9 protein-coding genes are annotated in these 14,220 nt (G+C 70.1%); 1 reads left to right on the forward strand and 8 read right to left on the reverse strand.

The genetic code is table 11. The features are described from left to right. Positions 1-46: 46 nt before the first annotated feature. The 4 genes from MQN93_RS43995 to MQN93_RS27095 are packed head-to-tail and all read right to left on the reverse strand — an operon-like array spanning position 47 to position 5,979. Positions 47-2,794: a glycoside hydrolase family 38 N-terminal domain-containing protein gene (locus MQN93_RS43995; protein WP_278191216.1), complete on the reverse strand. Its 2,748-nt coding sequence runs from the start codon at positions 2,792-2,794 to the stop codon at positions 47-49. Between the two features lie 32 nt (positions 2,795-2,826). Next, complete coding sequence (locus tag MQN93_RS27085) at positions 2,827-3,633, reverse strand: carbohydrate ABC transporter permease (RefSeq protein WP_016433014.1); 807 nt, start codon at positions 3,631-3,633, stop codon at positions 2,827-2,829. Positions 3,634-3,680: 47 nt separating this feature from the next. Then, a complete protein-coding gene (locus MQN93_RS27090; protein ID WP_242711608.1) occupies positions 3,681-4,637 on the reverse strand; it encodes a carbohydrate ABC transporter permease in 957 nt (318 codons plus the stop codon). Positions 4,638-4,644: 7 nt separating this feature from the next. Continuing rightward, a complete protein-coding gene (locus MQN93_RS27095; protein ID WP_242711609.1) occupies positions 4,645-5,979 on the reverse strand; it encodes an ABC transporter substrate-binding protein in 1,335 nt (444 codons plus the stop codon). A gap of 162 nt (positions 5,980-6,141) precedes the next feature. On the opposite strand from MQN93_RS27095, the gene MQN93_RS27100 reads away from it, so the two are divergent. Next, positions 6,142-7,143, forward strand: a complete 1,002-nt coding sequence (locus MQN93_RS27100; protein ID WP_372504468.1) for a LacI family DNA-binding transcriptional regulator — start codon at positions 6,142-6,144, stop codon at positions 7,141-7,143. Between the two features lie 32 nt (positions 7,144-7,175). Here the strand turns inward: MQN93_RS27100 and MQN93_RS27105 are convergent, their stop codons facing one another. From MQN93_RS27105 to MQN93_RS27120, 4 genes are read right to left on the reverse strand one after another with little or no spacing between them, the layout of a single operon-like run. Next, entirely contained in the window at positions 7,176-9,371 is a 2,196-nt protein-coding gene (locus MQN93_RS27105) for an alpha-galactosidase (protein WP_242711611.1), read from the reverse strand. Positions 9,372-9,403: 32 nt separating this feature from the next. Beyond that, positions 9,404-10,765 carry an ABC transporter substrate-binding protein gene (locus tag MQN93_RS27110; RefSeq protein WP_016433009.1) on the reverse strand — a complete coding sequence of 454 codons (1,362 nt, stop codon included), beginning with the start codon at positions 10,763-10,765 and terminating at the stop codon, positions 9,404-9,406. Between the two features lie 11 nt (positions 10,766-10,776). After that, positions 10,777-11,799, reverse strand: a complete 1,023-nt coding sequence (locus tag MQN93_RS27115) for an acetylxylan esterase (RefSeq protein WP_242711612.1) — start codon at positions 11,797-11,799, stop codon at positions 10,777-10,779. Then, positions 11,793-14,216 (reverse strand): glycosyl hydrolase family 95 catalytic domain-containing protein, encoded by a 2,424-nt coding sequence (locus MQN93_RS27120; protein WP_242711613.1) that lies wholly within the window; start codon positions 14,214-14,216, stop codon positions 11,793-11,795. The genes MQN93_RS27115 and MQN93_RS27120 overlap by 7 nt, the downstream gene beginning before the upstream one ends. Positions 14,217-14,220: the final 4 nt, after the last annotated feature.

The following is a 14,220-nucleotide window of genomic DNA, read 5'->3' on the forward strand; positions in this document are numbered from 1 at the left end:
TGAGCACGGCGGTCATCTGAGGAGGGCGGTCATCTGAGGAGGGCGGTCATCTGAACACGACGGTCCTGATCTCCCAGGGGCCGAGGGCGAGTTCGAGCCCGTCCCGCACCTGCTCCGGGGAGATCGGCCGGCCGAGCAGATCGACCGTGGTGGCCTCGGTGAACGGTCCGGTCACGCGAACGGTCGAGCCGGTGTCGCTCATCGCGACGAGCCGCATCTCAGTGCCGGCTTCGGTGCCGGTGCCGGTGCCGTGCGCGTCGTCGTCGACACGGCGGATGCCGGAGACATGGACGCCCCGGCCGTCGACCCGGAAGCCGGTGGCGTCCTCGGGCAGGGGGCCGCCCGCGGGCCCGGTCCCGCGGGCGACGAGCACGTCGTTGCGGAACTCCTCGGCGAGGGCGACGGCGTCGGCGCCCTGCCAGCCGGCGGCACACGGCACGACGGCGAACCGGTGCTCGATCCGCATGCCCAACTCCTGCGCTCCCGGCACCGGGATCTCGCTCGCGGCCGGCTCGTCACGCAGCGGATGGATGTTGACGCTGATCGAGCCGATGGCGCGCAGCAGGGTGAGGGCGAGCGCGGAGCCGTCGTCGACTACCTCGTACTCGCCGCAGTGGTCGAGCAGCACCGTGGCCGGACCGGCCGACACGAAGGTGCTCGCCGGGTAGGTCGGCAGCGGGTACTCGCCCCAACCGCCCTCCGCGGTGAGACCTCGCTCTGTGACGGCGAACTGCCCTGCCGACGCGGAACCGGTCACCGGTTCGGGCAACGGCACATGGAAGCGCAGCCGGTGATCCGCGCACCGGTTGAGGAACGAGGTGGAGACACGGACGTAGGGCTCGCCTGCGCGGACCTCCACCAGCATCTCCACCGGCGTCCGCACGGCCTGGTCGGCGCGCACGTCACGGTCGGCGGAGAGCGCGGCGGGCCACTCGTAGACGCGTGTGACACGCAACCTGGAACGCAGCGGCCCGCTTTCGAGGACGTCGACGGCGATGTGCACCGGCTCGGACACGAGTGAATCCGCCGCCGGGGGAGCGTAGTTGTAACTGTCGCCGCGGTCGCCTCCGTCGACCAGGCGGCCGACTCCGTACAGGACGGTGCCGTCCTCCCCGGTCACGTCCAGGGTGCCGTCGTCGGCGACCTCGACCTCGACCAGTCCGTTGGACAGCGCGCGTGAACGCGCGGTCGCGGGCGCGAACCCCATGGCCGGGGCGGCGGGACGGTCGCTCGCCTCGACCCGGAAGGCGGCCAGTCCGGAGGCCGGGACGTGCACGGGTACCAGTGCGGCCGCCCGGGCCTGCGCCAGCGTCCGCACCCGCCACTCGCCCGGATGCGCCGCTGCCGCGTCGGCGACCTCGCGGCGCAGGACCATCAGATCGAACGGTCCACTCGTCGGCACTTCGGCGAGATGGAACACCAGGGAGTTCGGGGTGAGTTCGTAGTGGTCGATCAGCAGCCCGAACAGCTCTCTGCGATGGATGCGGCGCAGCACCCGTTCGAGGTGCGAGGCGTCCATCCGCTCGTCGCTGAGCACGGTCGGGGCCTGGGACACCAGTTGTACGGGGTGTGCCGAGCCGTCGGCGGCCGCCGCGACCAGGTCCGAGCCGTGCGCAGGCGCCACGACATCGACCTCGACCAGTGCCGTACGCGCCGACGGCAGCGGGTTGGCGACCAGATGGCCGTCGCTCGGGACCCGGGCCGCGGGTTCCGCCACCGCGGCGTCGCGCACGGCGCGGGCCGTCTGCGCGGCCTCGGCGAGTCGTGCCGCGACCTGGTCGCAGGTCTCGTCGGTACCCGAACCGACCACGGAGTCATGGGCCGTCGACTCGATGATCTTGTGCCAGGCCAGGGCGAGGAACGGTGAGTCGTCGCGTGCGGACCACAGGGCGTTCATGCGTTCCGCGTGGTCGACGGTGCGCTCGGCGACGGCCATCCGCTGCTTGAGCCCGAGCCGCACGGACAGCACACCTGGCAGGATGTTGCCGCGCACATGGCTGCGCAGCTCACCGGTGACGACCGTGGCCGTCTCGTCGCGCACGTGCCGGTGGACGTACTCGTCGAGCGACGCGAGAGTGATCGGCCGCTCCTTGCTCGACGCGCGCCTGAGCCACTCGGCCAACCGCGGGTCCGGCGCGTTGTGGTCCGTGCCCGCCATCGCCAACACCGGGTCCTTGCCCCACCGTTGGGCCGTCATCCGGGCGTACTCGTCCAGCGCGCTGCCGATCCGGTCGGGCACCAGCAGGACGTCGAGGCCGTTGTCGTAGCCGTCGAAGAGGAACTCGGCGCGCACCTCCGATCCGTCCGGCGCGCGCCAGCGGAAGGCATGGCCGTCGACCGAGCCGGGCACACCGCGCCACAGCGCTGTGTGCTCGACGCCCGCGCGGGCCAGGATCTGCGGCATCTGTGCGATGTGGCCGAACATGTCCGGGAGATAGCCGACGGACATCGCGCCGCCGAGCCGCTCGGCGGCCGCCCGGCCCATCTGCAGATTGCGCACGATGGTCTCGCCGGAGCAGAGGAACTCGTCGAGCAGGATCAGCCAGGGCCCGATGGCGAGCCGGCCCTCGCGGACCAGGGCCACCACCCGCTCGCGGTTCTCGGGGCGCATCTCCAGGTAGTCCTCGATCGCGGCCATCTGTCCGTCGACGGTGAACCGGAAGTCCGGGTCCGCCTCGGCCGTCTCCAGCACGGTGTCGAGTGCGGTGACGAGCCGGTGTCGGAAGACCTGGAACGGCTCGTACCACTCCCGGTCCCAGTGGAAGTGGGGTACGAACACGGCGGAGTCGGGCATGGTGTCGGACACCTTCTGTGCGGGGGCGGGCGTCACTTGAGGGAGCCGGCGGCGAGCCCCGAGCGCCAGAACCGCTGGAGCAGGATGAACACGATGATCACGGGCACGATCGACACCAGCGAACCGGTGATCACCGACTCCTGGAGCAGCGGCGCCCGCGCGGTCTGGCCGTTCCACTCGTACAGGCCGAGTGTGATCGGGAACAGCGACTCCTTCTGCAGCATCACCATGGGCAGGAAGAAATTGTTCCAGATGGCGACGAACTGAAACAGGAAGACGGTCACCAGGGCCGGTGTCATCAGCTTGAACGCCACCGAGAAGAACGTGCGGAACTCGCCCGCGCCGTCCAGCCGCGCCGACTCGATCAGCTCCTGCGGAACCGCGGCGTTCGCGAAGATCCGCGCCAGATAGACCCCGAACGGGCTGACGATGCTCGGCAGGAAGACCGCGAGGTAGGTGTTGACGAGCCCGGTCGCCGAGAACAGCAGGAACAGCGGCAGGGCCAGCGCGGTGGTGGGTACGAGGACGCCGCCGAGGATGACGGAGAAGAGGAACTCACGCCCGCGGAACGGGAACTTGGCGAGGGCGTATCCGCACAGCGCGGAGATCAGCGTGCCCACGGCCGCGCCCAGCACCGCGTAGATGACGGTGTTGACCGCCCACCGGCCGAAGACGCCGTCGCTGCGGGTGAACAGGATGCGCAGGTTCTCGAACAGGTTGAAGTGCGAGAACGCGAGGCCGTTCGTGGAGGCGAGATCGCCCTGCGGCTTGGTCGCCGCGACGATCAGGAAGTAGACCGGCAGCAGGAAGTACACGGCCAGCAGGAACATCAGCGCCATGACGGCCGTACGGCTGACGCGGCTTTCACGGATCGTGGATGGCGTGCTCACAGTCCGGCCCTCTTGGCGGTCAGTCGCATGAACCCGAAGCTCAGGACGAAGGTGATGACGGCGATGACCACGGAAATCGCCGCGGCCTGCTGGTAGTTGTTCCCGGAAGCCACCGCGTACGCGAGCATGTTGGGCGTGAACGTGCTGGAGATGTTCGAGGAGATCTGGCGCAGCACGGCCGGTTCGGCGTAGAGCTGGAGCGTGCCGATGATCGAGAAGACCGTGGTCAGCACGATCGACGGGGCGATGATCGGGACCTTGATCCGCCAGGCGATCGTCCAGTTGCTCGCACCGTCGATCCGCGCGGCCTCGTAGAGTTCCTGCGGGATCGACTGCAGCGCCGAGTACATGATCAGCATGTTGTAGCCGGTCCACAGCCAGGTGGAGACGTTCGCCGCCGACCACAGGACGGCGCCCGGACCGAGGAAGTCGGGCTCGAGCCCGATGCCGTCCAACAGGTCGACGACCGGGCTGAGTTGGGGCGAGTAGAGATACGACCACATGATCGCGGCGATGACTCCGGGCACGGCGTACGGCATGAACGCGGTGATGCGGAAGAACGCCTTGAGCCTGAGCAGCGGAGTGTCCAGCAGCAGCGCCATGACCAGGGCGACGAACAGCATGACCGGCACCTGCACGATGCCGAACAGACCGATGCGCCCGATGCTCGCCCAGAACTCGGTGTTCTGGAAGACCTGCACGTACTGCTCGAAGCCGCCGAACGTCGTGTACGAGGTGCCGTACTGCCCGCCGGAGCGCCGCACCACGCGGAAGCTCTGCCACAGGGCGTAGCCGACCGGCACCAGATAGAAGAGCACGAACGGCAGGAAGAACGGGGTGACGAACGCGAGGACGGTACCGGCCCGGGGGCCGCCGCCGCTCGGACGGCGACGACCCCTGGGCGGCTCGACCGCACAAGGCGTGCGGGTGGTGCGGGTGGCGATGTCCGTCATGCTGCGGTCACTTGCCCGCCGTGGCCGGGATGGCCTGGTCCTTCATGGACTTCAGCGCGGCCGCCTGCGCCTTGGCGAGCGCGTCGTCCAACGTGCCGTCACCGGCGGCCGCCTTGGCCATCGCGTCCTGCAGCGCCAGGTTCACCGTCTTCTGGGTGGGGCCCCAGGCGAAGCTGGTGTCGATCTTCTTGGACGACGCGGCGAAGACGTCGAAGATCTTCTCACTGTTGTAGTACGGAACACCCTTGGACAGCGCGGGCAGTTGGAGACCGGCGTTGGCCGCGGGGTAGAGGCCGCCGAGCTTGTTCTCCAGCGCGAGCGCCTCGGGGTCGGTGTTCAGCCAGGTGTTGAACTTCACCGACTCGTACAGGTGCTTGCCGCCCTTCATGAACGCGACCGTCGAACCGCCCCAGTCACCGGACGAGCCGTTCGCGCCCCACGTCGGCATCGGCACGACGCTCCACTTCCCGGCCTGCTTGGGAAGGTTGTCGCGGAACATGCTGTAGCCCCACGCGGCCCCGACGTAGCTGGCGATCTGGTCCTTCTGGTACGCCGCGTACATCTGCGTCGAGCCGTTGGCCAGGTCGGTGCGCACGAGCTTGTCGGAGATCAGCTTCTGCCAGTAGTCCGCGACCTGCCTGCTCTGCTCCGACTCGACGGTGACCTGCCACTTGTCGTCCGCATAGCCGTACATCTTGGCGCTGTTCTGCCACAGGAGCCCGTTGAACCACTCGGCGTTGTTCGGGTCGAAGAACGTGATCGTGAGCTTGGGGTTCGCCTTGTGCAGCTTCTGCGCGGCGGCCGCGTACTCGTCCCATGTCTTCGGGACGGCGATGTCGTACTTCTTGAAGAGGTCACTGCGCACGAAGAGGGCCATGGGGCCGGTGTCCTGCGGGAGGGCGAACACGCCGGTGCCGTCGAAGCTGGTCTGCGACCAGGTCCACGGCACGAACTTCGACTTGGCCGCGCCGGCCGCCGAGCAGGCCGAGGCGTCCACGAAGGCGTTCTGGGTGCGCAGGTTGGGCAGCTCGTCGTAGCCGACCTGGGCGAGGTCCGGAGCCTTGCCCGCCTTGAGAGCGTTGCCGAGGATGCCGTACTGGTCGTTGGAGATGTTCTTGGTCTCGACCTGGATGTCGGGGTTCTTCTTGTTCCAGAGGTCGACGACCTTGTCCATGCCCGGAACGGTGTTCCAGTACTGCAGGGTGACCTTCCCCTTCGCGGGGCTGCAGGAGGGCGCGGAGGCCTTGTCCGAGGAGTCGGACGAGGAACATCCGGCGAGGACGGCGATACCGGTGGCCGCGGCGAGGGCGGCGAGGCGAGTGCGCCTGGCTGTGTTGCTCATGTCTTCCGTTCCCGGAGAACGACTGGTGGCGGGTGCTGAGTGGGTTGGAACAACAGGCCGTGAGCGGTAACGTGAGCGCTCACGGGAGCGAAGTGATTGGGAGTCTGCGCTGATGTACGGACAAGTGTCAAGGCTCCGGAGTCACACAGACGGAGGTGAATGATGGCGTCGTCGGGGACCGGCCCGCGCCGGGTGACGATCGACGATGTGGCGCGTGCCGTCGGGGTGTCCCGGCAGACCGTGTCGCGGGCGCTCAATGACAAGGGCGAGATCGAAGCCTCCACCAAGCAGCGCGTCCTCGACGCGGCCCTCGAACTCGGCTACCGCCCCAGCCGGTTCGCCAGGGGACTCGTACGGCAGGACACGACCAGTGTCGGTCTGGTGATACCCGATCTGCTCAACCCGTTCTTCACCGAGGTCGCCGCCGCCGCGCTGGAGGCGGCGCGCGCCCGGGGCTGGCATGTCGTCGTCTACGACACCGGCGACCGCGTGGAGGAGGAGCGCGGCACACTGGAGGTCATCGCCTCACAGGTGGACGCCGTCGTGGGGTATCTGACCCTGCCCGAGGACGAGATCGACAAGCTGACCCGCGGGCTCCCCGTGGTGCTCATCGACCGCGAGCAGCGCGCCGAGCGGTTCAGCGCGATCCGCATCGACGGCGAGGCCGGCGTGCACGCCGCCATCCGGCACCTCGTCGACGCGGGACACCGGCACATCGGCATGCTCGACCACGCGGCCCGGTCCGAGCCGAGCATCCGCCACACCTGGTTCGACGCCGCCATGTCCGCCTGCGGACTGGACTCCGGCACGGTGAGCCGCGCGGACCAGAGCATCGAGGGCGGGGAGAACGCACTGGAGCGGCTCCTGGCCGAACACCCCGATGTGACCGCGGTGTTCACCTTCAACGACATCATCGCCATCGGGGCCCTGCGTGCCGCGCGCAGGCTCGGGCGGCAGGTCCCCCAGGACCTCGCCGTGATCGGCTTCGACGGCCTGCGACTCGGCACGCTCGTCGAACCGCCCCTGTCCACCGTGGCTTTGGACACCCGCGAACTGGGCGCCCTCGCCGTGGAGGAGGCCGGCCGGCTACTGACCCGGAGCGGCCCGCTCAGCCACGACGAAGCGGCCGTCAAGGCCGAACTGCGGCTGAGCGGATCCGCGTAGAAGGGGCCAACTGCGCTTCCGGGACCGGGTGATCAGGACACTTCCGCCTCCGCGGTCCTGCGCAGTTCCAGCAGCAGCGCCTGACCGGGGTTGAGGTTGGGCATGGGCAGCCCCGCCACGGTCAGGACCGAGCCGGGCAGCGTGAGCCCCCCGTCGAGAGCGGCGGACAGCCAGACGGGACCGGACACCTGGTGGAAGGACGGTAGACCCGGCTCGGTGCGGACACGGAGGAGATAGGTCGCCTCGGGGGCGAGCCCGGGCAGTTGAACCCGCCCGTACTGCCCCTCCGGTGAGGTCGCGACCCGCGCCCAGCAGTAGAGCGCGGCCGAGCCGTCGTGCGCGACCACTCCGTGCAGCAGCGTCGCCTCGTCGGCGAGGTCGGCGCGGACCGTGCGGCCGCCGTGGAGCAGCGGACGCAGCTCGCGGTGGAGCGCCGTCCAGGCGGTGATGCGGGCGAGCTCCTCCGGGGAGCAGCGGGTGAGGTCCTGTTCGATGCCGGCGTGCCCGAACAGGGCGGTGGCCAGCCGCAGCGAGTCGGAGCCGACGCGGGCGGTGGTGTGGCTCGTGGCCGGGCCGACATGCGTGCCGATCAGCTCGGGCGGCAGCAGCTGCCCGGTCCAGCGCTGGATGGCCTGGCGTTCCACGGGGTCGTTGCAGTCCGAGGCCCAGATCCGGTCGGTGTGCTCCAGGACGCCCAGGTCCACCCGCCCACCCCCGGCGGCGCAGCTCTCGATCTCGAGGCCGGGGTGGCGCGCCTTGAGCGCGTCGACCAGCCGGTAGAAGGCGAGCACCTGGGCATGGGCCACGGGCCGGTCGGCCGCGGTGTGCACGCTCTCGTGCAGCTCCCGGTTGTGGTCCCACTTGAGGTAGGCGATGCCGTACTTCTCCACCAGGGCGTCCAGCGAGTCCAGCAGATGCTGCCAGACCTCGGAGTTGGACAGATCGAGTGTGTGCTGGTTGCGGGCGGACGGGCCGACCCCGCCGGCCGGACCCAGCACCCAGTCGGGGTGCTCGCGGGCCAGATCGGAGTCCAGGTTCACCATCTCCGGTTCGACCCACAGCCCGAACTCCATGCCGAGCGACCGCACATGGTCCACCAGCGGGGTCAGTCCCTCGGGCCACACCACGGGGTCGACGGTCCAGTCGCCCAGCCCGGCATTGTCCGAGCGGCGCCCGCGGAACCAGCCGTCGTCCAGCACGAAACGCTCGACGCCGACCTCCGCCGCCTTGTCGGCGAGCCGCAGCAGCCGGTCCAGGTCGTGGTCGAAGTACACCGCCTCCCAGCTGTTGAGGATCACCGGGCGGGCGGAGCGCGGATGGACGGGACGGGCCCGCACCAGGCTGTGGAAGCGTTCAGCAAGCCCGTCGAGCCCCTGGTCGGACCAGGCGAAGTGACACACGGGCGTGGTGTACGACTCCCCGGGAGCGAGCCGGATCTCCCCGGCCCGCAACAGCTCGCCGCCGCCGAAGACGGCGGCGTGGGTGCCCGCGCCCTCCGGCAACTGCTCGACCAGATAGCGCTGGTCGCCGCTCCAGGCGACATGCACCGCCCAGACCTCACCGGTACGGAAACCGAACCCGGGCACACCGACCGTCATCAGATACGGCGAGTCCAGACCGGGCTTGCCCCGCCGTATCTCCCGGGCATGGGTGCCGAAGCCCACCGGCCGCCGCTGCGGTGAGCGCTCCCGGCTCCACTTGCCGGTGAAGTCCAGGATCTCCGCGGCCCGTCGGGGCAGCGGCAGCAGCGTCGTGACCTGCGCCAGGTCGTACGGCGCCGGGTCGGCGTCCGCACGGCGGGTCAGCGTGGTCCGCACGGACAGCACCCCGGACGGCTCCAGCACATAGGTGACGGTGGCGTCGAGTCCGGCCCCGGGGTCCGTGAGGTGCAGGTCCAGCTCCCCGCCCTCGGCCCGCGGACGGTACGAGGCATCGGCGAGACCCATTCTCGGTGCGGTGAACGTGCCGGCCAGATGGCCCTCGTGGGCCGGTGTGCCCGACCACCCGTCCGCCTCCGTGGGCCAGACGGTGAACCGGCGCGGAATGTCGATGGAGTTGTTGAGCACGGCGGGCTCGGCCGTCAGGGCGAGGGCCGCGAGGGCGTCCGCGGACAGCTCGCCCGGATCGGCCCCCCAGTGCAGGACTCTGGGCACCGGCTCGGTGAGCTGCACGACGAGTGCGGTGCCTGCCGCGCGCAGGGTGTGAATCCGCGCGGTGGTGTCCGACATGCAGAGTCCTGCCTTTCAACGGGGTGACGGGTTCAGTTCTTCGCGAGCAGCTGCTTGCTCTTGGACTGCATCTCGGTGAACACCGAGTCGCCCTTCTGTCCCGCGAAGTAGGCCTGGAACAGCGGTTCCAGCGCGTCCTGCAGTGCGGCGCCGTTGCCGTAGACCGGGGACGGGTAGAGGACCTTGTTCTTCATCATGTCCGTGAAGACGGACAGGTCCACGCCCTTCGTGGCCAGCGCCTTGGCCGAGGAGTCCATGGACGCCGGGATCGACGGGAAGAAGGTGCCGGTCTGCGAGGCCTTGGACTGGCAGGCCTCGCTGCCCATGTACGAGACCCACTTCCAGGCCAGGTCCGCGTTCTTGGTGCCGGCCCAGATGTTGTTGCCGTTGGAGTTGCTCAGCACGGCCCGCGTCCTGCCGTCGGGACCGTACGGGGTGGGCGCGATACCGACCTTGAGGCCGGGGACCTTCACAAACGTCGCGGCCTCCCACGAACCGGCGCTCTCCATGGCGACCTTGCCGGAGGAGAGCAGGTCGACGTCGCTGACGCTGTCGGTGAACTGGCCGATCCTGGGCGCGAATCCCTTGTCGGTCAGGGAGCGGATCCAGTCCATGGTCTTCACGAACCGAGGATCGCCGTAGTTGAACACCGTGGGCCAGGACGCCTTGTCACCCAGGCGCCAGCCCGTGGTGTCCACCAGCGGGCTCCAGGTGGTCTGCCCGATGAAGTCCTTGGCCGCGACCTCGCCGTAGCCGTACGTCTTGACGTGGGACTTGTCGAAGCCCTTCTCGTCACCGCGGCGTCCCTTGTCGTCGATGGTCATATGGGCGATCATCCTGCCCAGTGTGCCGCCGTCGTCGGGGTTCCACGTCATCGAGTCGACGTCCTTCGCGGTGTAGCCCGCCTTCTTGAGGGCGTCCTCGTTGTAGTAGATGCCGGTCGCTGCCCAGTCCAGGGGCAGGGCGTACTGCTTGCCGTCGGTGAACTTCCACGCGTCCACGCCGACCGAGAAGCGCGACAGGTCGAACTTGTCCTTGGAGATGAAGTCGTCGAGCGGCATCAACTGGTGCTGGGAGGCGTACGCCTGGAAGTACTGGACGCTGTTCTGGAAGGCGTCGGGTGCGTTGCCCGCCACGAATCCCGCGGTCAGCTTGGTGAAGTAGTCGGCCACGTTGTACTGGGTGATCTTCACGGTGACGCCGGGGTTGGCCTTCTCGAAGTCCGTGGCGCACACCTTGTACGCGGCGGCCTGCTTGTCGTCCCAGGTCCACCAGTTGAGGGTCTTGGAACCACCGGCGGAGGAGGAGCCGTTGGAGCACGCGGACAGCACCGCCGCCAGCGTGAGCGTGGCGCCCAGCGCGACGGTCTTTCGAACTCCCTTGATTCTTTTCATCGGTCCTTCTTTCAGGGGGACACAGGAGGTGCTGGGGACGGCACCACCGGGGGACGGGACGACGTCTTGAGGAGCGCGGCGAACGCGCCGAGCGCGATGGCCAGGTCTTCGGGGCCGCCGGCGTCGTGGCCGTTGAACTCCCACAGCCGCAGCTGCTTGGGGCCGGCGTAGGCGTGGTAGGCGGCGATGGTGGTGACCGGCGGACACACCTCGTCGCGCAGCCCGGCGGAGAACCAGGCCGGGGCGGTGGCACGGCGGGCGAAGGCGAGCCCGTCGAAGTAGCTCAGCGTGGCGAACGTCTGCTCCACGCGGTCCCGGCGGGCGCCCAGATAGCCGATGATCTCGGCGTAGGGGTCCGCGTCGGTGAGCCGGGTGGCCTGCCGGATGTCGCACAGGAACGGCGCCTGGAAGTGGGCGGCGGACAGATCGGGGATCAGCCCCGCGACCGCGAGGGCGATGCCGCCGCCCTGGCTGGGGCCGACGACGCCGACCCTCGCGGGATCCACGAGGTCGGTACGGCCGCGCAGGGCCTCGACGGCGCGAACGGCGTCGGTGAAGACCCGGCGGTAGACATACGTCTCCTTGTCCTCGACGCCCCGGGTGAGGAAGCCCGGATACGCCGGTCCGCTGCCCACCGGGTCGGGCGTCCCGCCGCCACCCGCCCAGGCGCCGCCCTGACCGCGGGCGTCCACCAGCAGATGGGCGTACCCGGCGGACGCCCACAACAGGTCGTCCACGGGAGCGCCGCGACCGCTGCCGTAGCCATGGAACTGCACCACGGCGGGCAGTGGGCCGCCGCGGTGGCGGGGAAGCCTGAGCCAGCCGCGGACGGGGTGGCCGCCGAAGCCGGGGAGGACGGCGTCATGGACGTCGACCGTCTCCAGACCGGTGGCCACCTCCGTCAGCTCCAGTGAGGCCTCCCGTTCCGCGCGCGCCTGCGCGAGGGTGTCCTTCCAGAACGTGTCGAAGTCGGCCGGCTCCCGGTAGGTGCTGCGGTAGGCGAACAGCTCGGGGACGTCCTGCTCGGTCAGCACGGGACCGCCTCCCCTCGGGGCCGCAGACCGGCATCCAGCTCGACCTGATGGCCGACCGGGAGGCGCACCTCGCACTCGTGGGTGCCGTACCGGACGCGGACCGGCTCGGTGCCGTCACCGGCGAGCCGCCGTACGGTCACCGCGCTCGGAGCGCCGTCGGCCCAGGTGAAGTCGACGGCGAGCCCTCCGCGGCAGCGAAGGTCCGTGGCCCGGCCGTCGGGCCACTGCGCGGGCAGCGCGGGCAGCAGATGAACGGTGCCGGTGTGGCTCTGCAGCACCATCTCCGTGATGGCCGCCATGAAGCCGTAGTTGCCGTCGATCTGGAAGGGCGGGTGGGTGGAGAAGAGGTTGGGCAGCAGTCCGCCCCACCGGGAGCCGTCGACCGGGGCGTCGACCGCGCAGTCCCCGTCGAGCGGGCGGCTCGCTTCCAGCATCAGAGAGCGTGCCGTCGCCGCATCCCTCAACCGTGCCCGCAGAGCGGTCTTCCAGGCCCATGACCACCCCATGGCACCGGGGCCACGGCGGTCCATCGACTTCCGTGCCGCGTCGGCCAGTTCGGGCGTGGTGTCCGGATCGACGAGCCCCAGTGGATGTACGGCGATGAGGTGCGACAGGTGCCGGTGGTGCGGGTCGGCCTCGGGCAGGTCCTCGGACCACTCCTGCAACCGGCCCTGCGTCGAGATCCGGGGCGGGCGCAGGCGGGGCAGCGCGCCACGTATCTCGTCGGTGAGCGGCGTGTCGAGGCCGAGCAACTCAGCAGCCTTGAGGGTGCGTTCGAAGGTGGCCCGGGTCAGCGCCATGTCCATCGCGGCCGACCAGGTCAGCGACCTCGGGGTTCCGTCGACGAGGAAGAGGTTCTCGGGAGAGGTGGACGGGAGGGTGTCCAGGTATCCGGTGCCGTCGTCCACCAGCCAGTCCAGCAGGAACTCGGCGCATCCACTGAGCAGCGGCCAGGCACGCTCGCGCAGAAAGCCCAGGTCGCGGGTGAACTCGTAGTGGTCCCACAGGTGCTGGGACAGCCAGGCGCCGCCCATCATCCACAGCGCCCAGGAGGGGTTGCCGTGGCCCATGCCGACCGGTAGCGCCCAGCCCCACAGGTCGGTGTTGTGGTGCGCCACCCAGCCCCGGGCGCCGTACAACTGCCGTGCCACCTGGGCGCCTTGGGCGGCCACCCGGTCGAGCAGGTCGAACAGGGGCTCGTGGCAGGCGCTCAGGCCGGCCGCCTCCGCGCCCCAGTAGTTCATCTGCGTGTTGATGTTGACTGTGTAGTTGGAGGACCAGGCGGGGCGCAGGTCCGCGTTCCAGATGCCCTGGAGGTTGGCCGGGGGACCGGCGTGCGGGCGGGAGGCGGTGGCCAGGAGGTAGCGGCCGAACTGGAACAGGACGGTGGCGGTGAGGAGTTCGTCGTCCCCGCCGAGGACGTCGAGGGCGACGTCGTGGACGCCGGAGCGGCGCGGGCCGACGCGCAGGGCGGTGCCGCCGAGCAGGCCCCGCACATCGGTCACATGGTGCGCGAGCAGGCGGTCGGCGCCCTGCGCGACGGCCCGGGCGGCGATGTCGCTCGCGACTGCCAGATGCTCGGCGCGGTCCGCGTGGTCCTCTCCGCGCCAGTGCCGGGCCGCGTTGGTGGACGAGGAGAGCGTGATCAGGACGTGGGATGCGCCGGTGACGTGCAGGTTTCCCTCGTGCACGGTGACCGTGCCATTGGTGTGCAGGGCCAGGGCGAGGGCGCCGAACGGCTCGTAGCCGTCGAGGGGGCCGTCGGCGTACCGCAGGGGTTCGGAGACCTGGGGCTCGTGGGCGGGTGCGCCGTCCACCGGTATCTCGACGCCGAGGGCGAGGCCGCTCGGCGCGGCCGAGCGGTGGACCTCGCGCAGGGGGGTGGACAGTTCGACGGACAGGTCGACGGTGCCGCCGTCCGTGTCCAGCGTGGTGCACAGGGTGCCGGTGACGGCGTCGGCCCAGACGCGGCGGCGGACCGTGCCCGTGTCGAGGGCGCCGAGGGCGAAACCGTCCTCGGCCACCGCCGTGTCGAGGTTGAGGGTTCTTCCGCGATAGGCGGCCCGCTCGCCGCCCGTCACCGTCAAGTACAGGTCGGCGTACGGCAGATACTCCTGGCTGTAGGGGCCCTCGAAGGTCGTCATCAACGCCTCGGCGCGGTCGTGGTCGCCGCCGCGGAGCGCGGAGCGGGCCTCTTCCAGCCGCTGCGGGCCCGCGCCGGACGCGCGGACAGCGGCGAGGGCGGCGGCCGGGCCGCCGGGCGTGCCGGACCACACGGTCGAGTCGTTGATCTGGACGCGGCACCGATGGGAGCCGCCGAAGACCATCGCGCCGAGCCGGCCGTTGCCGACAGGCGCGGCCTCGGTCCACGCGGCCGCGGGCGCGGGCCACTTCAGCACCAGGTCGCTGGGGGACATGGCT

This window comes from Streptomyces spinosisporus, from assembly GCF_022698145.1.
Taxonomy (GTDB): domain Bacteria; phylum Actinomycetota; class Actinomycetes; order Streptomycetales; family Streptomycetaceae; genus Streptomyces; species Streptomyces spinosisporus.

What these genes read in the sequence shown, in the direction of transcription:
- MQN93_RS43995 (WP_278191216.1), bottom strand. Translation starts at nt 2,794, where the DNA reads ATGCCCGACTCCGCCGTGTTCGTACCCCACTTCCACTGGGACCGGGAG.
- MQN93_RS27085 (WP_016433014.1), bottom strand. Translation starts at nt 3,633, where the DNA reads ATGGCGCTGATGTTCCTGCTGGCCGTGTACTTCCTGCTGCCGGTCTAC.
- MQN93_RS27090 (WP_242711608.1), bottom strand. Translation starts at nt 4,637, where the DNA reads ATGACGGACATCGCCACCCGCACCACCCGCACGCCTTGTGCGGTCGAG.
- MQN93_RS27095 (WP_242711609.1), bottom strand. Translation starts at nt 5,979, where the DNA reads ATGAGCAACACAGCCAGGCGCACTCGCCTCGCCGCCCTCGCCGCGGCC.
- MQN93_RS27100 (WP_372504468.1), top strand. Translation starts at nt 6,142, where the DNA reads ATGGCGTCGTCGGGGACCGGCCCGCGCCGGGTGACGATCGACGATGTG.
- MQN93_RS27105 (WP_242711611.1), bottom strand. Translation starts at nt 9,371, where the DNA reads ATGTCGGACACCACCGCGCGGATTCACACCCTGCGCGCGGCAGGCACC.
- MQN93_RS27110 (WP_016433009.1), bottom strand. Translation starts at nt 10,765, where the DNA reads ATGAAAAGAATCAAGGGAGTTCGAAAGACCGTCGCGCTGGGCGCCACG.
- MQN93_RS27120 (WP_242711613.1), bottom strand. Translation starts at nt 14,216, where the DNA reads ATGTCCCCCAGCGACCTGGTGCTGAAGTGGCCCGCGCCCGCGGCCGCG.